The sequence below is a fragment of the Rhodococcus sp. Q1 genome (assembly GCF_004153645.1).
In the GTDB taxonomy this organism is placed as follows: domain Bacteria; phylum Actinomycetota; class Actinomycetes; order Mycobacteriales; family Mycobacteriaceae; genus Rhodococcus; species Rhodococcus gordoniae.
On record NZ_SDMJ01000013.1, the window covers coordinates 10,512 to 31,569 of the forward strand.

Genomic DNA, 21,058 nt, shown 5'->3' on the forward strand with positions numbered 1-21,058 from the left:
CCGCCTGGACACAGTCCCGAACCAGCATCGAGGACACCCCGCCACCACGTGCGCGCGGCTCCGATCAGGCATCGATTTCCATGAGCAGCAGCGCCTCGCCCATGGCTTTGCCCTGAGCGTCCACCCGCAGCGAGGACGTGCCCCCACCTGCGAGAGCCGAATCCAGGATGAAGTTGAGCGCGCCGAGGTTCGGCAGCTCATAGCGGCGAACCTCCCCCAGGCAGATACCTTCGAAGTGTTCCGCCACGCGCTCTGCGGTCACCACTCGTTCGATCCACTCGTAGTGCGAAGGGTCTCTGGCGATGAGTCCGATGTTGACGGAATCGCCCTTGTCGCCGGACTTGGCGTGTGCAATGTCGATGAGTCTCATATCCGCTCCTTGATGGTGACGATCGGTTCGACAACGGTCTTGGGGATCAGGGTCGGCCAGTAGGCCATCACCCGGCTGGGCTGGACCCGGCCGCCGGCGAGCAGCCCGGTGAATCCGGGCGGACCCATTACCAAGGGAGCGATTTCCGCTGCGAACCGGTTCACGGTCTGCGCGTCGTCCGCCCACACCGAGACCCGCAGGACGACCTCCGACGGGTCCGATGACGGCGGCGTCAGCCGGCCGTGCACGGAGTTGTAGCCGACGAGGTCGGTGCGGATCTGGCGAAAGGACAGGCCGAGCTCGTCCAAGCGGGTCCGGAGGATAGAGTCCGCCAGCTCCGCCTTGGCGATCGCCTGCGGCCAGGCCCACGTGATCATCGCGGAGCCACGGAATCCGTCCGGGTAGGCCATCGACACCTTCAGCGACTCCGTCGGCGGGCGGCCTTGTGCCCCGGACACCTCGATGCGGTCCTTGCCGACCTCTCGCAGTCGGATGCTCGTGAAGTCCGCGGTGACATCCGGCGAGAGGTACTCCGCCGGGTCACCGAGTTCGTACAGCAGCTGCTCCGTCACGGTCGCGGTCGTGACCGCTCCACCGGTGCCGGGGTGCTTGGTAACGACGAAAGTGCCGTCCGCACCGGCCTCGATGATCGGGTAGCCGACGTGCGCCAGGTCGGACATCTGTTCCCAGCCGCCCTGGAAGTTCCCGCCACTGGCCTGCGCTCCGCACTCGATGATGTGGCCGGCGATGGTGCCCGCACTGAGCCGATCCCAGTCGTCCCACTGCCAACCGAACTCGTGCACGAGAGGTCCCAGCACCAACCCGGGGTCGGTGCATCGTCCGGTGATCACGACGTTGGCGCCCTCGGCGAGAGCACGAGCGATCGGCTCGGCCCCCAGATACACGTTTGCGCTGGCCACCCGGTCTCCGACGGTGTCGAACTCCGCGCCGCTCTCCATGTTCTGCAGCGACACCCCGCGCTCACGCAGGTCGTCCAGCTGCCCCATGATGTCGTCGCCGGTGACGATGCCGACCCGGAGGCCGGTGATTCCCTGTTCCTCGGCCACGGCCAGCAGTGCCCGGGCACAGGCCTCCGGGTTGATCCCGCCGGCGTTGGCGACCACCTTGATGTCTCGTTCGAGACACTCGCGCATGATCTCTTTCATCAGCACGACGAAGTCTTTGGCGTACCCCGCATCGGGATCCCGCTCCGCCTGCTTCCGCAGCACCGACATCGTGATCTCTGCCAGGTAGTCGAGGGTCAGATAGTCGATGTCACCGCCTCTGACCTGAGCGATGGGCGCCGAGGGGCTGTCTCCCCAGAAAGCTTGACCGTTCGCGACCTTCACCGTCTTCACTTCATGGCTCCTCTTTGTTGTGGCATGTCGATTTCTCGCGTGTGCAGTGCGTCGTACAGCAGCATTCCCACCGTGCTCACGATGTCGTCCACGGTGCAGCCGCGGGAGACGTCCGCGAACGGCTTTCCGAGCCCCTGCAGAATCGCCCGCGCGTGGGCCTGCCCGAACTGTTCGGCGACCTTGTAGGCGATGTTGGCCGAATCGAGACTCGGGAACACCAGGATGTTCGCTGAGCCTGCGACGGTCCCTGTCACGGACTTTCGGGCCGCAACACTGCTGGACACCGCCGCATCGAACTGCAGTTCACCGTCGACGAGCTCGTCGGGATACTTCTGTCGGAACAGACGAACTGCTTCCCTGACCCGGTCCACGTGCCGGGAGCCGGAGCTGCCCTTGGTGGAGAAGGAGAGAAAGGCGATCCGCGGTTGGGTCAGCATCAGAGACCGCCACGACTTCGCGGTGGCCGCCGCGATGTCCACGAGTTGCTCCACTGTCGGCAACGGCGTGACCACGGCGTCAGCGAACGCGAGAGTCCCCGACGAACCGATGTCCGATCGCTGGGTGTCCAGGAAGATCGCCCCGCTGACGGTGCTCCTGTCCGGCGCGAGTCCGATGCACGTCATCGCGGCGCGGAGTATGTCCGCACTGCTCGCCCGAGCGCCACCCACGGCCGCGTCGACCCATCCGGACTCGACGAGCATGGCGCCGGCATAGGCACGGCTCGTCACGAATTCGGGATCTTCAGCGACGTGGCTCGGGTTGCCGCACGCGTCGTGCTGGAGGTCGCGCAGCAGGTCGGCGTTCACGTCGAGCAACTCGACCGAGCTGATGTCCAGGCCGAGGGCACGGGCAGTGTCCTTCAGTTGCGCCTCGGGCCCCCACAAGACCGGTCGACACATCCCCGCCTGTCCCGCAGCGACGGCGGCCCGCACCATGCGCGGGTCCTCGCCCTCGAGGAAGAGCACGCGAGCCGACGACGACACGTTCTTGACGTCTCTCCATGCGGGAGCCTGCTCGCGTGGACAGACCTTGGCTTCGGTCACTGTCCGGTGATCCTGAGTTCATCGATGTACTGGTCCCGGAGCACGAACTTCTTGATCTTGCCCGCCGGGGTCAGCGGGAATTCGGGAACGAACTGAACGTAACGAGGCACCTTGTAGCTCGCCAGACTCCTACGAGAATGCGCGATCAACTCCGACTCTGTCGCCACGGAGCCCTGCTTCAGTTTGATCACCGCAAGGCCTACCTCCCCGTACTTCTCATCAGGGACGCCGACCAGCGACGCGTCCTCCACCGCGGGGTGCGTGCGCATCACCGCCTCCACTTCGGCCGGCGCGACGTTCTCTCCGCCGACGATGTAGAGATCCTTCAAACGGCCGGTGACGTAGTAGTAGCCGTCTTCGTCCAATCGGACCATGTCCCCGGTATGCAGCCACCCGTCCTGGTCGATCGCGTTCGCCGTCGCCTCCGGCATCCGGTAGTAGCCCTGCATGACGTTGGGCCCTCGAGTGCAGAGCTCGCCATCGACACCAGGCTCCACCTCCAGCTGGGAGTACGGGTCGATGACCTTGACTTCGCACCCCGTGGGGCGCCCTACCGAGGAGACGCGCTGCACGAATGGGTCGTCTTTGGTGGAGATCGTGATCACGGGCGAGCTCTCGGTCATGCCGAGCCCGACAATCACCGTCAACCCGAAGGCCTCCTCGACGGCCTTGCAGGTATCCACCGGGCACGGCGCTCCGGCCATGAACCCCATCCTCAACGCACTCAGATCCCATGTCGGCAGGGTCGCATCGTGCAGCAACGTGATGTAGATGGTGGGGACACCACCCATGTGCGTGGCGCGTTCGTCGGCCAGTATCTGTAGCGCCAAGGTGGGGATGAAGCGGTCCATCGAGATCAGCGTGGAGCCCTTCTGCAGGGCACACAGCAGACCGAGCACGGAGCCGCCGTTGTGGAAGAACGGAACTGGCATGAGGTATCTGCTGTGGTCGTCGAGGTCCATCGCCTCGCCGAAGTGCCACGCGTTCTCCAGCAGGTTCGCGTGGGACAGCACGCAGCCCTTCGGGGCTCCCGTGGTGCCCGAGGTGTACATGATCATGAGCGTGTCGGAGGGCTTGACCCGCCTGGCCGACTCGAGAACCGCATCCTCGCTGACAGCTCGCCCGGCATCCACCAGCTCACCGAGTGTCTCGGCACCGGCCAAGGACGGGTCTCCGAGGCACAGCACGGCGCGAAGCTTCGGGAACTTCTGGAATCCACCTTCGGCAGCATCCTCGGCAAGCTCGGGCATCAGGCTCTGCAGGGTCTGCTCGTAGTCGAGATCGAGGAACCGGGGCGTGTAGACGAGCGCCACGGCGTCCGACTGCTCCAGGAGATACTCGAACTCGGACTTCTTGTAGAAGGAGTTCGCCGGCACCAGGACTGCGCCGAGCATCGCGGTGGCCTGCTGGAACAACGCCCACTCGATGCTGTTCGGCAGCCACACCACGACGTGGTCCCCATGCTCGATACCCCGCGCGCTCAGACCCCTGGCGATCTCCATGGCGCGGACGTAGAGCTGGTCGTAGGTGAGCCGTCGAACCTGCTTGCCCTCGTTCTGATAACAAACCAAGGCTTCTCGCTCGGGATGGAGCTCTCGCGCCGCGATAAGGCGGTCCGTCAGGGTCTCGTGATCGCGCTCATACATGGGGGTGTTCAAGCCGCTCTCCTTCGTCGACAGTCGCTGTTCGACCGCTGGTCGAAAAATCTACTATCGGTCGATAGAGACGTCAATGGGCACTTCGGTAAGGATCGCCGCGGGCGGCTCACGAGGCTGCAGACCTGTCTCCCGACTAGTTCAGCGTACGCACGAACCACCGGAGCTTGCCTCCTGTGTCGAATCGAAATCGACTCTTCCACAACCGAGTTCGCGACTTCCGGATTGCAGGCGCGTTGATTCGATCCCGAAGCCGACCGAAGTGGATCAGTGACCGCAAAGATGTAGTGGTCGAGTCTGCGGAGTCCTGACGCGATGCCGCGGAGGTGTTCGAGACAGTCGTTGATCGCCAACTACCGCGCCCGAGACCAGGGTCAGACAAGATGGCGCCGGGCGAGCGCACGGTCGGTGGCTGGTCTCCACCGTCGGCCGCCTCGGACCGCACCTCGAGGTCACGATCGTCTGTCCGGCAACGAGATCGACCGTTACATGGGGGCAGACCGGGGGAACTGTGCATCCGGGGCACTCGGTGATGCTCAGGTACTGGAACAACCCGGACAAGACCGCGGAAGCGGTCGACGCCGGACGGTGAGCCACAGCCCTGCGGCCGAACCGAACCCCTGCCGAGAACGGCGAGCGGGTTCCTCGCCGGAGGCACAGCTCCCCCTCCGCAACACGGTCCATGTTCCTGGGCAGGTTCCCGGGAATTCGAATGTGCCGGAGTCGTCCGCCGGTCTACGCGCGTTGCGCGGAGTCGTCCCGAATCTCACTGCGGAGAACGTGCTTGAGGATCTTGCCGGACGGATTGCGGGGGATGTCGCGGATGATCAGTTCGCGGGGGAGCTTGTAGTCCGCAATGTATTCGCTTGCGTACGTTCGCAACCCATCGAGGGTCACGTCACGACCGGCAACCGGCGTCACGATCGCGACGATGGTCTCCCCGAATGTGTCGTGATTCAGGCCGACAACGGCAACGTCCTGGACGTCCGGGTGGCCGGCGAGAGCGTTCTCGACCTCGATCGAGTAGACGTTGCGCCCACCGGTGATAATCATGTCCTTGAGGCGGTCGACGATGGTGATGAAACCATCGGCGTCGCGGACGGCGAGGTCGCCGGTGTGCAGCCATCCGTCCCGGATGGCCTCGGCGGTAGCCTCGGGCTTGTTCCAATACCCCTTCATGACAGTCTCGCCGCGCAGGAGAATCTCGCCGGCCACCCCTTCCTGGACATCATTGCCGTCCAGGTCGACCAGCCGGACCTCCGCATTCGTGATCGGCCACCTCCCTGTCGCATCGGGACGAGCAGCGACCTCCTCGGGTGTGGAGTAGATGCCGGTGGGACCACCCTCCGTCGGCCCGCACAGCTGGAAGAAGCCGACGCCCGGGAAGGTTGCCAGAAGAGCCGTGACTGCAGTCGGCGGCATCGGTGCCGCCCCGAAGAAGCCGAGGCGCCAGTGCGACAGGTCGCGCCGCGCGATGTCGGGGACCGTCAACATCATCTGATACATGGTGGGAACACCGAGGAAGACCGTGATCCGGTGACGCTCCAGAGCATCGAGGACCGCGGCGGGTTCGAATGCCGGCAGCACGACGTGAGTGGTGCCCATCGAGAAGCCGCTGAGCACGAACAGCACCAGTTCGGCGCAGTGGTACATCGGAGCCACGTGCAGGTGACGGTCGAAGGAATTGACGCCGATCGCGGACACCGCGTGACCGACCCACAGCAACCTGTGGTGATCGAAGAGCGCACCCTTCGGTTTCCCGGTGGTGCCGGAGGTGTAGATGATCATGCAGTCGTCGTCTTCGCGCACCTCCACCTGCGGGTCATCGTGCGGCATGGTGGACGCCAGCCGGACGACATCGTCGAAGCCGTCTGCGCCGTCCAGCGAGAGCGCCTGAGCAGCAGGTGTCTGCTCCAACATGGCCAGCCCCCGCACCGCCGTGACGGTATCGCCACCGAACAGCAGCACCGACGCGCCCGAGTCCTCCAGCAGGTATGTCAACTCCCGGGCCGTTGCCCGCGGGTTGAACGGAGAGACGATTGCGCCGACCTTGAAGGCGCCGTACATCGCCAGGATGAAACGATCGGAGTTCGGCGACAGCACCGCCACCCGGTCACCCCTGCGCACCCCGAGGGACAGCAACGCGTTCGCGTACTGGTTGACCTCCCGGTCGAGCTGCTCGTAACTGCGCTCGACCCCCTCGAAGATCAACGCGGGCCGGTCCGGGTGACGACGCGCATTCAGGGTCAATTGTCCACCAAGGGTTGCCATGATTCTCTCCTCTGGTCGGCGAGTGATGTCAGGAAAACGTGGGGCGTCGTTTGGTGAGGACGGCTTCGACGCCCTCGGCGAAATCCGGTGTGGTGAAGAGTTCGATCTGTCCGGCTCGTTCACGCTCGAAGGCGTCATCGAGGTGGCCCAGGGTGGTCGCGGCGAGCGCCCGTCTGGTCAATTCCAGGGCTCGACGCCGCCCGGCTCCCAACCTCTCGGCGACGGCCTCGACGTGAGCTGCGAGCCGGTCATCCGGCAGGGTCCGGGCCACCAGGCCGGCCCGGGCAGCGTCGGTGGCGGAAAGCCGCTGCCCGAGCAGCGCCGATTCGGTAGCCCGGGCCCGGCCGATCGCCGCGGCGAGGAGCGCGGTCGCACCGCCGTCGGGCATCAACCCGATGCTGGTGAACGACAACAGAAAGTACGCGCTTTCGGCGGCGTAGGTGAGGTCTGCGGCGCACGCGAGCGCCACCCCGTACCCGACCGCCGGACCGTTGACCGCGGCGACGACAGGGACCGGGGAGGACACGATGGCGCGGATCACCCGGTTCGCAGCATCCATCATCACCTCGGGAGCCTCGCCCCGAACCGCGGTCAGATCTGCTCCCGTACAGAACGCTCTTCCCGCACCGGTCAGCACGATCACCCGCGCACCGGCTGCTTCGGCCCCACCGATCGCGGTGTCGAGCGCGCCCAGGTCGTCGACGCCGAGGGCGTTCATGCGCGCGGGCCGGTCGATCGTGATGTGAAGAACGCGGCCGGTGAGGGCGGTTCGGATGGCAGTCGAGGGCATCGGATCAACCGAGCCGTTCGATGATGGTGACGTTGGCTTGTCCGCCGCCCTCACACATGGTCTGCAACCCGTAGCGTCCGCCGGTGCGTTCGAGTTCGTGCAGCATGGTGGTCATCAGTCGGGTGCCGGTGGCGCCGATCGGATGACCGAGGGCGATGGCGCCGCCGTTGGGGTTCACCCGTTCCGGGTCGGCGCCGGTCTCCTGCAACCACGCCATGACGACGGGGGCGAACGCCTCGTTGACCTCGAACACGTCCATGTCGTCGATGCGCATGCCGGTCCGTTCGAGTGCCCGCTCGGTGGCGGGAATCGGCGCGGTGAGCATCATGATCGGGTCGGCGCCGAGCACGGTCAGGTGATGGATACGGGCCCGCGGAACCAGATCGTGGCGGCGCACCGCCTCGGCAGAGGCGATGAGCATGCCCGACGCGCCGTCCGAGATCTGGCTGGCGACCGCAGCGCTCAACCGCCCTCCCGGTGTGAGGCTCGGCAGCGCAGCCATCTTGTCCGGTGTGGTGTCGGCGCGCGGACCCTCGTCGGTTGTCATCTGTTCGTAGGGGACGATCTCGGCGACGAAGCGTCCGTCGGCGATTGCCTGCAGCGCCCGACGATGACTCTCGAGGGCGTACTGCTCCATTGCCTCCCGCTCGATGCCCCACTTTTCGGCGATCATCTCGGCACCGTGGAACTGCGAGATCGTCTCGTCGCCGTAGCGGGCCTGCCACCTCTTCGATCCCGAGTAGGGGTCGGGCACGCCGAACGCCTCGGCCACGGTCACCGAGGACATCAGCGGAATCTGGCTCATGTTCTGCACCCCGCCCGCGACGATGAGGTCGGCGGTGCCGCTCATCACGGCCTGCGCGGCGAAATGCACAGCCTGCTGCGAAGACCCGCACTGCCGGTCGATGGTCACGCCCGGCACTGTCTCGGGCAGACCCGCAGCGAGCGCTGCGGTGCGGGCGATATCGCCGGCCTGCGGCCCGATATTGTCCAGGCAGCCGAGAATCACGTCGTCGACCGATGCGGGGTCGAAATCGTGACGTTCGACGAGTGCTCCGATCACATGGGACGCCAGGTCTATCGGGTGCGCGGTGGACAGTGCGCCGCGGCGGCGGCCGACCGGGGTGCGTGCCGCGTCGATGATGTATGCCTCTGACATGGATGACTCCGCATTCGAATATGCTCAGGTGGTGGAGGACTGAAATCTGCGTGCGTGCAGGTAGGCATCGATCAGAACGGTCAGCACCACCTGGCCTTCGCCGTTGACCACTCTGCAGTCGGTGGTGACGAGGGCCCGTCCCCGGTTGTCGAACACGATGTCAGAGATGACAACGTTGCCGGTGAGCACGTCGCCCGGCCGCACCGGACTGCGGAACCGCACATCCCGAATGCCGCGGCCGGCGATCGTCGCCCAGTGCCGGCCCGCAGACTCGACCGTCAGCCGCTGCAGGATGGCCAGGGTGTGGAGTCCGCTGGCTATCAGGCCACCGAACGGGCCGTGTCCGGCCGCCTGCTTGTCGATGTGAAACCACTGACGGTCCCACCGGGTGGCGAAGTCGACGAGTTCCGCCTCCGTCACCGTGTGTGAGCCCAGGCTGAAGTCATGACCGATGGTCAGGTCCTCTGCGTACTTCAGATGATCCGCACGGCCGAGGTGGGTCGCGTCGGCGACTGTCACCGGGGTGCCATTCGCACGGCGCCGTCGAGGCGGATGGTTTCGCCGTTGAGCATCGGGTTGGTCACGATCGCCTCGACCAACTGAGCGAACTCGGAGGGGTCGCCGAGCCGGCTCGGATGCGGAACCTGCTTACCGAGCGAGTCCAGAGCGGCCTCGGGCAGCAGGTTGACCATCGGAGTCAGGAACATGCCCGGTGCGATGGTGTCGACCCGGATCAGCAGGGACGCGAGGTCACGCGCAATGGGGAGCGTGGCGCCGACGATTCCGGCCTTGGACGCCGTGTAGGCGGCCTGCCCGATCTGGCCGTCGAAGGCGGCAACCGATGCGGTGTTGACGATCACGCCACGTTCGCCGTCGACGGGCTCGTTCTGCGACATCGCGTGCGCGGCAAGTCGGATGACGTTGAAGGTGCCGACCAGATTGATGTTGATGATCTTCTCGAAGTCGGCCAGCGGGAACGGTCCGTTCTTGCCGACGGTCTTGATGGCGTTGCCGGTACCCGCGCAATTCACCACGATCCGCAGGGACTGCTCGCTGTTGGCCAGGGCCACAGCTTCGGTGACCGCCGCCTCGTCGGTGACGTCGGCGGGTGCGAACTGCACTGCGTCGCCGAGAGCGGTCAGCGCATCGGTGTTCTGCGTGGGCAGGTCGATGACGACCACCCGCGCGCCGGACTTGGCCAGGGCGGTGACGGTGGCCAGTCCGAGCCCGGAGGCTCCGCCGGTGACGAGTGCGGTGGTTCCTGCGATCTGCATGTGATTCTCCTGTCGGGAAGATTTGTCGAACAGTAGTTTCAGAGCGTGCGGGAGATCAGTTCCTTCATGATCTCGTTGGTGCCGCCGTAGATCTTCTGCACGCGGGACGCCGCGTACATCTGCGCGATGGGGTACTCCATCATGTAGCCGTAGCCGCCGAAGATCTGCAGGCAGCGATCTACGATCTCGCACTGCTTGTCGCTGCCCCACAGCTTGGCCATCGACGCGGTCGCCGCATCGAGGTTGCCGTCGACATACTGCTGGATGCAGTGGTCCATCAGCGCCTTGCCTGCCAGGACCTCGGTCTTGCACTCGGCAAGAACGAATTTCGTATTCTGGAAGTCCATGATCGGCTTGCCGAAAGCCTGGCGCTCCTTGGCATAGCGGATCGTCTCGGCCACTGCGGCCTCGGCCACCGCGACAGCGCCGACGCCGAGGATCAGCCGCTCACGCTGCAGCTGATTCATCAGCTGGTAGAAACCCTGGCCCTCGGTGCCGCCGAGCAGGTTCTCTGCCGGCACCCGCATATCGGTGAACGACAACTCGCGGGTGTCCTGGCCGTGCTGGCCGATCTTGTCCAGCACCCGTCCGCGCTCGAACCCGGGAAGGTTTTCCGTCTCCGCGACCAGTAGCGAGATGCCCTTGGAACCTTGCGTCGGGTCCGTTTTGGCGACGATGACAAGCAGATCGCAGTGCGACGCGTTCGAGATGAACGTCTTGGACCCGTTGATCACGTAGTGGTCGCCGTCGCGCACCGCGGTGGTCCGCACTGCCTGCAGGTCCGAGCCGGTCCCGGGTTCGGTCATCGCGATCGCCAGGACGCTCTCGCCGCTCGCACACCGGGGCAGCCAGCGCTTCTTCTGCTCTTCGGTGGCGTAGGCGGCGATGTAGTGCGCGACGATCGTCGAGTGCACGGAGAACCCGAACGCGGTGTCGTGGGCGTACGCGATTTCCTGCTGGACGATCGCCTCGTGACCGAAGTTGCCGCCCCCGCCGCCGTACTCCTCGGCGATGTCGAGGCACAGCAGTCCCGCGGCACCGGCCTTGGTCCAGAACTCGCGGTCGACCTGATGTTGGCGGGCCCAGCGTTCTTGGTTCGGGGTCGCTTCCTTACGGAAGAACTCGGCAGCGTGCTTACGCAACAGCGCCTGATCGTCGGTCTCCCACGGGGAGCGGTAGTCGGGAAACAGTTCACTCATGATCGGCTCTACTTTCCAGTGAATTCGGGAGCGCGCTTGGCCAGGAAGGCGGCCTGCCCCTCACGGCTGTCCGTAGATTGCAGGGCAACGTGAAAGTTGCGCTTCTCGTGCTCCAGGCCCTGCGTCAGAGAAGTTTCCAGGGCTTGGAGGGCAGCGTCCTTGGCCAGACCCACCGCGAGCGGCGAGTTGGCGGCGATCCGCTGCGCCATAGCGACCGCCGCGTCGAGGGTGGTGCCGTCCGGGACCGTTTCGGCGACGATGCCGGCGACGCACGCCTGCTGTGCAGGCAGGAAGTCGCCGGTGAGCAGCAGGGCCATTGCCTTGGACTTGCCGACAGCCTGCACCAACCGTTGGGTTCCGCCGCCGCCGGGAATCACGCCGAGCTTGACTTCCGGGACGCCGAATTTGGCGGATTCGCCGGCGATGACGATGTCACAGGCGAGTGCCAACTCGCAGCCGCCGCCCAGTGCGAGTCCCTCGACCGCAGCAATGATCGGCTTGGGGAACCGGCCCAGGTCGGCCCAGATGGTGCCACCGAGCGCGGCTCGGTCGCCGAGTAGCGGCTGGTCGCGAATGGCATCGAAATTGGTGATATCGGCTCCGGCGCAGAAGATCCCGTCGGCGCCGGTGAGCACGATGGCACGGATGTCGTCGTCGTGCCGAGCCGCCGCGAGTTCGGTGTTCAAGGCGGTCAGCACTGCTTCGTTCAGGCTGTTGCGAGCCTTGGGCCGGTTGATCTCGAGGATCAGGAGGTGGCCGTCGCGGGTCGCGCGCAGCGGGGCGTTGTCAGGGTTCATCGGGCGTCCTCGTAGATGGTGGCGTGCGCAGCGCGCATGGTCTTCTTGTCGAGCTTGCCGACGCTGGTGCGGGGCAGTCGGTCCTGATAGAGGACGGTTTCGGGCAGTTGCCATGTGGCGAATGCCCCGGCGAGCAATTCGTGGATCTCCTCCAGCGGGAGTTCCTGCCCGTCGGTCGTCACGACGAGTGCTACCGGACGCTCCTGCCACTTCGGGTGCGGGACGCCGATGACCGCCGCCTCGGCGATCTTCGGATGGGCGACGAGTGCGTTCTCCATGTCGATCGAGGAGATCCATTCGCCACCCGACTTGACCACGTCCTTGATCCGGTCGGTGATCTTCAGGTAGCCGTTCGGGTCGATGGTGCCGGCATCGCCGCTACGCCAGTACCCGTCGAGGAACTTGTCGGTGTCGTCGTCGAGCTTGTGATAGCTCTCGATGATCCACGGTCCCCGCAGCAGGATCTCGCCCTGGCTCTTGCCGTCGTGCGGCAGATTGTTGCCGTCGGCGTCGACGATCCGGATGTCGATGCCGTTGACCGGTAAACCCTGCTTCCGCTTGAGATCCCACTTCTGTTCGTCGGAGATCACTCCACGCAGCGAAGGTTTCAGATCCCGGTTTATTGCGACCAGCGGAGTTGTCTCGGTGGCGCCGTAGGCGTGGATGACATCGGCCCCGGTGATGTCGTGGAAGTCGCGCATCAATGACAGCGGCGGCTCGGTGGCACCGGACAACAGCCGTGTACGGGAGAAGTCCGGCGCGACGGCAAGTGTCTTGATGTGGTTCATCATCGGCTGGAAGATGGCCGGCGCACCGTTCGCGACGGTGACCTGTTCCGCGATCATCGCGTCCACCAGGACGGAGGTGTCCTCGGCGACGTAGCGTCCGGGCAGCACAATCTTCGCGGCACTGTAGGTAGCAGCCTGCGGCAACCCCCAGCTGGAGCCGTGGAACATCGGTGTGATGAGCATGACCGCGTCGTCGCTGCTCATACCCAGTCCGACGGCTTCGGCGAGGGTATGCAGACAGATACCGCGATGGGAGTAGTAGATCCCTTTCGGCCTGCCCGTAGTACCTGTGGTGTAGCACGCGCTGTAGGTGGAGGTTTCGTCGATGACCGGCCAGTCGATCTCCGGCTCGACATCTACGAGCACATCCTCCCAGTGCACCGCATCGGGAAGTGTCGTGGTGATATCGGCCATCGGCTTGTCGGTCATGACGACCCACGTCCGTACGTTCGGTGTGTGCGGCGCCAACGCCTCGGCGATCGGAAGCAGCGACTCGTCCACGAGTACGACCGATGCATCACTGTGCCCGGTAACGTACGCGAGATCCTCGGGCACCAGGCGAAGGTTCATCTGCAGCATCACCGCGGCCAGGCCGGGGATGGCCCAGTAGAGTTCGTAGTGCCGCTTGTTGTTCCAGTCGAGGACTCCGACGACATCGGCGGGACCGACACCGAGGGAGCGCAACGCATTGGCGGACCGCTGGATTCGCGCGTATGCATCGGCGTATGTGTAGCGATCCCACCCGCCGCCCTCGGTGCGGTACACGATCTCCTGTTCGGGATAGGTACGTGCCGCGTGCCGGATGATGGTGGTGGTGTTGAGTTGATAGTGATCACCGTGGGTGGAGGGCAGGCCTTTCACGACCTCGTGGCTCATGGCGTCCTCAGATGCGTTCGATGATGGTGGTGTTCGCAGTCCCGGTGGCCTCACAGATGGTCTGCAGGCCGAGCGACTTGTCGCTGCGTTCCAGTTCGCACAGCAGATCGGTGAGCATGCGGGCCCCGGTCGATCCCAGCGGGTGCCCGATCGCGACCGATCCGCCGTTGACGTTGAGCTTGTCGTCGGGGACGCCGAACTCCTGCGCGAACATCAGCGGCACTCCGGCGAACGCCTCGTTGACCTCGAACAGGTCGATCTCCTCGACGGTCAGCCCGCTGCGGCTCAGCGCCTTGCGGGTGGCTTCGAGAATCGCGGTGAACTGGACGATCGGGTCGGCGGCGGCGACCGACAATGCCCGGAACCGGGCCCGTGGGGTGAGGCCGTTGCGTTCGGCGTACTCGCGGTCGGCGATCAGCAGTGCGGCCGCGCCGTCGCTGATCTGTGACGAGTTGGCTGCGGTGGTCCGGCCGTCGGTGCCGAAGACTGCTTTGAGGCTCGCCATCTTCGCCGGGTCGATGTGTTCGCGGATGCCTTCGTCGGCGTCGATGGTCGGCCCGTTCGGGTCGGCGGGATCGGCGGTGATCGGCACCAGTTGGTCGCGGAACTTTCCGGCCCGGGTCGCCGCATGCGCGCGCTCGTGACTGCGAGCACTGAAGGTGTCCAACGCTTCCCGGCTGAGGTCGAACTTCTGGTTCATCAGCTCCGACGCCGCACCTTGCGCCACCAGTCCGCCGGCGTAGCGGTCGAGTTCGCGTGGGCTGTACTGCGGGCCGAGGGGTGCGCCGGGTAGGAATGCCGCCGGCATCGGCGTCTGCGACATCGACTCGACACCGCAGGCGATCACCAGGTCGTGCGAGCCGGCCATCACCGCCTGCGCGGCGAAGCTGACCGCTTGCTGACCCGAACCGCACTGCCGGTCGATCGTCACCGCAGGGACCGACTCGGGCAGGCCTGCGGCGAGGACCGCGTGCCGTCCCAGGTTTGCCGACTGCACGTCGTGCTGAATGACGCATCCGGCGATGACGTCTTCGATCGCGGAAGGGTCGACGCCGGTCCTGTCCACCAGTTCCCGCAGCGTCTGCCCGAGGAGATCCACCGGGTGCCATGCGCTGAGCACCCCTCCGCGGCGACCGACCGGGGTTCGGACTGCGCCGACGATCACGGCGTCACGAATGGTCATTGCAAGGCTCCTTGTACCACGTTTCGCTGTACTGAATTGCGTTGTGCCGGATTGCGGATTCCGATCAGGGGAATGTCGAGACGCTCCGCGAGTTCTTCCCACTCACGCGTCGGCCGGGACACAAAGGTCCGTTCGAGTTCTTCGTGGGTGCCCTCGACGCCGAGACCCTCGCGGGTACGCGCCCAGAAGTGTGGCTCGACCGCGGCCAGGGCGACATACCCGTCGGCGCTGGAATAGATCCGGTAACCGGGATGTGCGCCGCCGAGCGGCGCCCCTGCCCCGGTCAGGCCGTGCCGCACAGCGGCGCCGGCATCAGCGGCCGCCTGTTCGAGGACGATTCTTTCGTGTTGTCCCGCACCGGTTTCCGAGGCGACTCGCAGGGAGAGAAGGGCGGCCGACACGGCACGCTCGGCGCCGAGGAGGTCGGCCACCGGGACGGTCGGCATTGTCGGCGGCTGCAGTGTGCCGTGTACGGCCTGATAGGTGAGATCGTGTCCGGGTTGCTCTGCTGCGGTCCCGTCGTGTCCGACGATCTCGACGTGCGACAGATGCGGATTGGCCGCAGTCAGCTCGTTGAGGCCGAGCTTGACCAAGGCCGAGGGGCGCTGGGCGGTGAGCAGCAGGTCGGCGTTCGCCAGCTCGCGTGCCGCCACCGCCCGATCGCCCGGATCTTTGAGGTCGAGAGTCATCACCCGCTGCCCCTCGGCGAGTTCCGCGTACCAGGCCGGGACCACTGCTTGGAGCGGATCGCCGGTCGGCGGCTCGATCTTGGTCACCGCGGCGCCCAGCGCTCGCAACCGTGCGACAGCGAGGGGTCCCGGCAAGTTGATTGCGAGCGACACGACCTGCACACCGTGCAGAGGGCCGTGATGTGACATGAATAACTCCTTCCTGCTATACGAGCGTACAGCTAACTATTCGGATGTAAAGGGGTGGACGGAAATTTTCGGTGACGTCGCACATGATCCGGACACCCGATGCGGCCGGCAGGCGACTCCGCGACCCGCCCACCGCCGAAGTGCACCCGCACCCGAGCGCCCCGCGACGTGACACCGGAGCAAGGCAGCTCGACGTCGTCGACCCCCGCGCACAGCCCGAGAGCCGCGTAATGTCCGGTCTCTTCGCTCGAACGCGTCGTGCAACTCGCGCGACAACATCGGACGGAGACACACCGGTCCGCTCCGGGCCCGGAGCGGCTCGCGCCGAGCCCCAACGTGGTGAGATCGGCGTGTCAGAAGTCGTGATCATCCGAGACCGATGACGATCCGGCGAGACGTACCGTGAGCCGCCGTCAGCTCGCGCGCCCCGCAGCGCGAAGGGCACCGGCATGCTGAAGCCGAGTTGCCCGTCGAGGTCGTCCTTGTGCAGGGAAATCAGCATCCCGGCGATCGGACTCGTCGTCATGGACACGACCCCGATATCGACGGAGTCTGCGGCAATATTCCTGTAGAGACTGCGAATTGCGGTCGATCCCCCGGCGCGTACGTTCTCCACGTGGACCGTCGCGATGCGCGTGACGCCGAGTTCTTCCATGATCGTCCGGCTCGTGACACGGCGTCGTGGACCCGCGAGGAGAACACGGGACTGCAGGTCGGAAATGTCGAGGTCCCGCACAGCCGACGGCAGCCCACGCGCGGCCTGATTCCCGCGTCCGAGATGCTGCGATTCGGAGCCCTAAGGAGGCGGAAGGCGAGTATGTCGCGTCACAGGGGGGCGATCTCGAACCGCATCGGCGCGCCCGTCGGGCGGCTCGGTGCCACTGCAAGCAAGCTGCCCGAACACTCTCGCCCCGCGGCCTACGGGTCTCGTGGTCGTCGGCGAAGCAGTCGGTGCAGCCGGCGATCAACGTGGGACCTGCGTCGGTCTCCCGGACAGATTCTCCCGCAGTGGAACCGAGGTCGCCGGGGGTGGGCTTACGACGGGTTCAGGATCATGCCGGCGTCCAGGCGAATCGAGCGGCCGTTGTGCATGGGGTTGCGTACGATCTCCTCGATCAGCATCGCGAACTCCGCCGGGTCACCCATCCGCTTGGGGAACAACGACTGGGCGGCAAGCTCCTCCTTGAGCGCCGCCGGGACCCGGTCGTAGATCGGCGTGTCGAAGGCACCGGGCGCCACCGTCATTACGCGGATTCCGTATGCAGCGAGCTCACGGAAGAGCGGCATGGTCAGACCGACGAGAGCAGCCTTGGAGGCACTGTAGGCCACCTGGCCGATCTGACCCTCCCATGCCGCACCCGAGGACACGTTGACGATGACGCCGCGTTCACCGTCGGGCGTCGGCTCGGCCGTCGACATCCCAGGCACAACACTGCGCATCACGTGGACAGGCCCGTACAGATTGACCTTGATGCCTTTGTCGAACACCTCCATCGGGAGAGGCCCCCGGCTGCTCAGCAACTTGGCCGGCGCCGGGATTGCCGCGGCGTTCACAACGATGTGAACGGCCCCTTGCTCCTTCTCAACCATTGCGACGGCGGCTTCGACCTGGTCGAGCCGGCTGACGTCGACTCGGTGGTACCGGTAGCCTTTGCCGAGCTCGGACTCGAGGGCGGCTCCACGCTCGTCGTCGAGATCGAACACGGCAACCTCGCGTGCTCCGAGATCGAGCAGTCGTCGCGCTGCCGCTTCGCCCAGCCCGGATGCGCCACCAGTCACGATGGCCACGGAGTTGTCGATCTTCATGCTTCGCCCTTTTCTTGTTCGGTCGGTCCTTGTCGGGTGGCCGGTCGGCCCATGACCTCGTTGCCGATGGCGGCTCGGGCGATGATCAGCTTCTGAATGTGGGGCGTGCCGTCCCCGATCTGGAAACCGGAGATGTCACGCAGGAGCGACTGCAGGGGCATCTCCTCCGACCATCCGAGGTGGCCGTGGAGCACCACGCAGTCCTGTACCGCCTGGAAACCGACCTGCGGAGCCCACCACTTGAGCATCGCCGCCTGCACGGTGTGCGGCCGGCCTTCGGTACGGGCGTCCAGCGCCTCGCGCGCCAGCGCCCGGATGGCTGCGAGATGAGTGAGGTGCTCGGCGATCGGAAAGGTGACACCTTGGTAGTGGCTCAGCGGTTGCCCGAAGCTGTGACGAATCTTGATGTACTCGATCGTCAGGTCGATAGCCCGCTGGGCGATCCCCGCCACCATGAAGGCGATCAGGGTGCGCGTCAGATCGAACTCGCCCATGATCAGCCCGAAACCCTTGCCGCCCTGCCCGAGTCGATGAGAGTGTGGCACGAAGACGCGGTCCATCGTGATCGATCCGCGGCCGACTGCGCGGAAGCCAGGGTCCTCGAATCGCTGGACCGACACCCCGGGCGAGTCCATGGGCACGACGAAAGCGCTGATCTGCGCGCCTTCCCTCGCGACGATGATCGCGAGTTCGCCATCGGGCGCCTGAGTGATCGACGTCTTCTCGCCCGACAGCTCCCAGCCGCCTTCGACGGCCACGGCCTTCGAGGTCAACGCCTGGGCGTCGGAGCCGGAACCCGGTTCGGTCAGCGCGATGACGCAGACCACGTCGCCTTCGATCACCGGCGCGAGCCAGCGGTCGACGACCTCCGGTGCGGCGAACTTGACCAGCAAGTCGGCCATCACATTGGTGGCGAACACCTGGTAGCCGCAGCCGGAGTCGGCGTAACTGATCTCTTCGCAGGCGATGCCGAGAGCCTGGAAGCCTGCTCCCTGACCGCCATGTTTCTCGGGCACACACAATCCGAGTAGGCCATTCTTCCCGAGGGTCTTCAGGGTGTCGCGCGAGTACACGTCGGACTTGGTGCGCGCCATGTATCCGTCCAGGAAGCGGCTGCGGGCCAAGCCCCGAACACTGTCGGTGAAGTCGGCCAGTTCATCGTTCATCACAGGGCCGCCTCGCCCCGTGTTTCGTCCGAGACGCCCACGACCGCTACTGCGACGTCTGGATGTGTTGCGATCATGTTCTCGATCTCCTTCGGATAGACGTGGAATCTGCCGACTCGATTCGACGGGTGCCGACTTCCGCTGCGTGGACCACGAGTGACATTCTTTTCGCGGTGCTGCGACGACACCGCAGGAACGGTACGATTGTACCGCGGACGGTACAAATGTACAGCATACTGTCTCACGCTATCATTTGCGGGACAGGAGGCCGATATCTATGACCAACCCTCGCGCCAACGACGACGACCTCACCGCCAAAGCGCGGATTCGCAACGCCGCGCTCGATCTGTATGCCAAGTACGGAGAAGACCGGGTCTCGATGCGGGCCGTTGCCGCCGCCTCCGGAGTCACCGTCGGTCTGGTGCAACACCACTTCAAGACCAAGAACGGCCTACGCGCCGCCGTGGAACAACTCGTCGTCGACTACCACGTGCAAGCCATCGCGCAGGCGCCTGACGAGGGCACCCCGGCGCAGATAGCCGCAGCGCGTGACGAGGCGGTCCGACAGATGCTCCGGACTCACCCGGAGGTGATGGACTACGTACGGCGATCGATTCTCGAACCAGGCGGGGCCAGCCAACTGTTGGAACGTCTGACGGAACTGAGCCGCAGCGAAATCTCCAAGCTCCGTGCACGTGGTGTCGCCTCAACACGTCGCTCGGAGTCGACACAGGTGATCGGGGTGATGGTCAGCCAGTTCGGCCAGTTGCTGCTGCAACCGATGATCGACGACATGTGGGATTACCTCGGCAAGACCGACGGCCGTGATGGCGACAAGCCCTCATTGACCGTGACGGTCGACTAGATCACCGAAGCCCGTCCGACTTCGGTTGTGCCGCTGCCGGATCCTACTGCTGGAGGGCGCCTGTCCCTTGTGGGCCTTGCCTCAACAGGCTTCCTCAGCAGCCGGCGCATCAGCGGCCGGAACCGATCGGCGCACCGGGGTCCATGCGATCCTCGAACCATGCGAAGATCGCGAAAGGTCCGGTCACCATCAGCGCCGCGTGCATCGAGATCGCCTGCGGAACCGGCCACGGCGGAAATCCCTCACGTCGATTGTGGTGATACTCGTCGACACCGCGTTCGTCTGCGTGCCCGGCAACTCCGGCGGCGTCTTGGTGCCCTTGCCGCATGGGAAGCGCCTTCGAGATCCGATTGCCCCGCGCGGGTGAGGACTTCGCCGGTGACGCGGAACAGAATGAACCGTGTCGGGTTCCTTGCCGCCCCCATGCTGGCGACAACTGCTGTTGGAGGGCCGATAGCTGAGCGTAGTAGATCCCCTCGAACTCATCAGGGGTGATGTAGCCCAGGGTGCTGTGCAGCCGGCGGGTGTTGAACCAGTCGACCCACCCCATCGTGGCGAACTCGATATCCTCGATCGTCTTGATCGGCCCCGTCAGGAACGGGCTGCCTTTGGAGACCGCCTCGGTCTTGAATCGAAATGAAAGCCGAGGCCCGCTCGTGTCGACAACGCTTGAATTCGAGCCGATGCGACGGTGGAAAACGAGACCACCGTGTCGGTATGTGGCTAGTCTGCCTGGTTCTCCGTTCTGATGCTGCGAAGAGTGTCGATTCCGCGTCCTCGAAGGCGGTAACTGGCACCTTTGAGGGTCAGGACGTCGGCGTGGATGGACGATCCGGTCGATCATCGCGGCGGCGACGGCCTGATCACCGAAGACCCCACCCCAGCCGGAGAACGGCAGATTGCTCGTCAGGATCAGCGAGGCATGCTCGTAGCGGGAGGAGACGAGCTGGAAGAACAGGTTCGCGGCGTCCTGCTCGAACGGCAGATAGCCGACCTCGTCGACAACGATCAACCCGTAGCGGCGCAGCCGGGTCACCTCCTCCGGAAGCCGACCCTGCCGATGGGCCTCGGTCAACCGGGTGACCCAATCGGTGGCGGTCGCGAACAACACCCGGACGCCGTGCCGGGCAGCCACGATCCCGAGTCCGATTGCCAAGTGCGTCTTGCCCGTTCCCGGTGGTCCGAGCAGCACGATATTGCGAGCCTCGGTCAAGAATCCTCGTCGACGCGTATCCCCTCGCGGTGCCGGCGTCGCGGCGCTCCGACTGGTACGAGGCCACCGGCAAGCATCTGCAGTGGTACCTGCCGGACTGGGCAGCGGTGAGCGCCGACTACGACGCGGTGCACCTGACCGTCCTCGGGTATCTCACCACACCCGGTCTGGCGCTCCCGCTATCCGCCCACACCGGGGCCAGTGCCCTGGCCGGATGGGATCCCGACGCTACCTTCTGGCTCGACCCGCGCCTGGTCCGAGTCGACGGCCGCCCCGTCGAATGGCAACGCACACGCGACGGCCCCTGGGCGCCGGCACCTGCGAGGTGAAGGACCAGCCGATGCAGACAGCACCGGCCCCGAACATG

General features: G+C 65.5%; 19 protein-coding genes and 2 pseudogenes. 3 read left to right on the forward strand and 18 right to left on the reverse strand.

Annotated elements, in window-relative coordinates; translation table 11 throughout:
• Positions 1-64 precede the first annotated feature (64 nt).
• From EQ874_RS21780 to EQ874_RS21795, 4 genes are read right to left on the reverse strand one after another with little or no spacing between them, the layout of a single operon-like run.
• Positions 65-370, reverse strand: coding sequence for a hypothetical protein (locus tag EQ874_RS21780; RefSeq protein WP_129978154.1), 306 nt, complete (start codon positions 368-370; stop codon positions 65-67).
• Positions 367-1,728 carry an acyclic terpene utilization AtuA family protein gene (locus EQ874_RS21785; RefSeq protein WP_129978155.1) on the reverse strand — a complete coding sequence of 454 codons (1,362 nt, stop codon included), beginning with the start codon at positions 1,726-1,728 and terminating at the stop codon, positions 367-369. The genes EQ874_RS21780 and EQ874_RS21785 overlap by 4 nt, the downstream gene beginning before the upstream one ends.
• Positions 1,725-2,771, reverse strand: a complete 1,047-nt coding sequence (locus tag EQ874_RS21790) for a phosphate acyltransferase (protein WP_129978156.1) — start codon at positions 2,769-2,771, stop codon at positions 1,725-1,727. The genes EQ874_RS21785 and EQ874_RS21790 overlap by 4 nt, the downstream gene beginning before the upstream one ends.
• A complete protein-coding gene (locus EQ874_RS21795; protein WP_129978157.1) occupies positions 2,768-4,429 on the reverse strand; it encodes an AMP-binding protein in 1,662 nt (553 codons plus the stop codon). The genes EQ874_RS21790 and EQ874_RS21795 overlap by 4 nt, the downstream gene beginning before the upstream one ends.
• Before the next feature lie 412 nt (positions 4,430-4,841).
• Between EQ874_RS21795 and EQ874_RS21805 the strand changes: the two are divergent.
• Positions 4,842-5,015, forward strand: a pseudogene (locus EQ874_RS21805) (AMP-binding protein); the annotation flags it as partial.
• A 146-nt stretch (positions 5,016-5,161) separates the two neighbouring features.
• Here EQ874_RS21805 and EQ874_RS21810 read toward each other — a convergent pair.
• The 12 genes from EQ874_RS21810 to EQ874_RS21865 all read right to left on the reverse strand — a co-directional run bounded on the left by EQ874_RS21810 (position 5,162) and on the right by EQ874_RS21865 (position 18,613).
• The gene (locus tag EQ874_RS21810; RefSeq protein ID WP_129978159.1) at positions 5,162-6,697 is read right to left on the reverse strand and encodes a long-chain-fatty-acid--CoA ligase; all 1,536 of its coding nucleotides are present in this window, start codon (positions 6,695-6,697) and stop codon (positions 5,162-5,164) included.
• Between the two features lie 28 nt (positions 6,698-6,725).
• Entirely contained in the window at positions 6,726-7,487 is a 762-nt protein-coding gene (locus EQ874_RS21815; protein ID WP_129978160.1) for an enoyl-CoA hydratase, read from the reverse strand.
• A gap of 4 nt (positions 7,488-7,491) precedes the next feature.
• Positions 7,492-8,646, reverse strand: a complete 1,155-nt coding sequence (locus tag EQ874_RS21820) for an acetyl-CoA C-acetyltransferase (RefSeq protein ID WP_129978161.1) — start codon at positions 8,644-8,646, stop codon at positions 7,492-7,494.
• 24 nt (positions 8,647-8,670) lie between these two features.
• Complete coding sequence (locus tag EQ874_RS21825; RefSeq protein ID WP_129978162.1) at positions 8,671-9,165, reverse strand: MaoC/PaaZ C-terminal domain-containing protein; 495 nt, start codon at positions 9,163-9,165, stop codon at positions 8,671-8,673.
• On the reverse strand, positions 9,162-9,920 hold the full coding sequence (locus EQ874_RS21830) for a 3-hydroxyacyl-CoA dehydrogenase (RefSeq protein WP_129978163.1): 759 nt from the start codon (positions 9,918-9,920) through the stop codon (positions 9,162-9,164). Before EQ874_RS21830 ends, EQ874_RS21825 begins: the two co-directional genes overlap by 4 nt.
• Before the next feature lie 38 nt (positions 9,921-9,958).
• The gene (locus EQ874_RS21835) at positions 9,959-11,119 is read right to left on the reverse strand and encodes an acyl-CoA dehydrogenase family protein (protein ID WP_129978164.1); all 1,161 of its coding nucleotides are present in this window, start codon (positions 11,117-11,119) and stop codon (positions 9,959-9,961) included.
• A gap of 8 nt (positions 11,120-11,127) precedes the next feature.
• Positions 11,128-11,916: an enoyl-CoA hydratase-related protein gene (locus tag EQ874_RS21840; RefSeq protein ID WP_129978165.1), complete on the reverse strand. Its 789-nt coding sequence runs from the start codon at positions 11,914-11,916 to the stop codon at positions 11,128-11,130.
• Positions 11,913-13,580, reverse strand: a complete 1,668-nt coding sequence (locus EQ874_RS21845; RefSeq protein ID WP_129978166.1) for a long-chain-fatty-acid--CoA ligase — start codon at positions 13,578-13,580, stop codon at positions 11,913-11,915. Before EQ874_RS21845 ends, EQ874_RS21840 begins: the two co-directional genes overlap by 4 nt.
• A gap of 7 nt (positions 13,581-13,587) precedes the next feature.
• Entirely contained in the window at positions 13,588-14,763 is a 1,176-nt protein-coding gene (locus tag EQ874_RS21850; RefSeq protein ID WP_129978167.1) for a thiolase family protein, read from the reverse strand.
• Positions 14,760-15,641 (reverse strand): CoA transferase, encoded by an 882-nt coding sequence (locus EQ874_RS21855; RefSeq protein ID WP_129978168.1) that lies wholly within the window; start codon positions 15,639-15,641, stop codon positions 14,760-14,762. Before EQ874_RS21855 ends, EQ874_RS21850 begins: the two co-directional genes overlap by 4 nt.
• Before the next feature lie 1,035 nt (positions 15,642-16,676).
• Positions 16,677-17,447, reverse strand: coding sequence for an SDR family NAD(P)-dependent oxidoreductase (locus tag EQ874_RS21860; RefSeq protein ID WP_129978169.1), 771 nt, complete (start codon positions 17,445-17,447; stop codon positions 16,677-16,679).
• Positions 17,444-18,613 carry an acyl-CoA dehydrogenase family protein gene (locus tag EQ874_RS21865; protein ID WP_129978170.1) on the reverse strand — a complete coding sequence of 390 codons (1,170 nt, stop codon included), beginning with the start codon at positions 18,611-18,613 and terminating at the stop codon, positions 17,444-17,446. The genes EQ874_RS21860 and EQ874_RS21865 overlap by 4 nt, the downstream gene beginning before the upstream one ends.
• A 277-nt stretch (positions 18,614-18,890) precedes the next feature.
• Here EQ874_RS21865 and EQ874_RS21875 point away from each other — a divergent pair, with 277 nt between their 5' ends.
• The gene (locus EQ874_RS21875) at positions 18,891-19,478 is read left to right on the forward strand and encodes a TetR/AcrR family transcriptional regulator (RefSeq protein ID WP_129978171.1); all 588 of its coding nucleotides are present in this window, start codon (positions 18,891-18,893) and stop codon (positions 19,476-19,478) included.
• A gap of 109 nt (positions 19,479-19,587) precedes the next feature.
• On the opposite strand, the gene EQ874_RS23440 is transcribed toward EQ874_RS21875, so the two are convergent.
• Positions 19,588-19,806, reverse strand: coding sequence for a hypothetical protein (locus EQ874_RS23440; RefSeq protein WP_347400881.1), 219 nt, complete (start codon positions 19,804-19,806; stop codon positions 19,588-19,590).
• Between the two features lie 395 nt (positions 19,807-20,201).
• A pseudogene (istB, locus tag EQ874_RS21885) lies at positions 20,202-20,694 on the reverse strand (IS21-like element helper ATPase IstB); the annotation flags it as partial.
• 26 nt (positions 20,695-20,720) lie between these two features.
• On the opposite strand from istB, the gene EQ874_RS21890 reads away from it, so the two are divergent.
• Positions 20,721-21,020, forward strand: coding sequence for a hypothetical protein (locus tag EQ874_RS21890; RefSeq protein WP_207213604.1), 300 nt, complete (start codon positions 20,721-20,723; stop codon positions 21,018-21,020).
• Positions 21,021-21,058 lie beyond the last annotated feature (38 nt).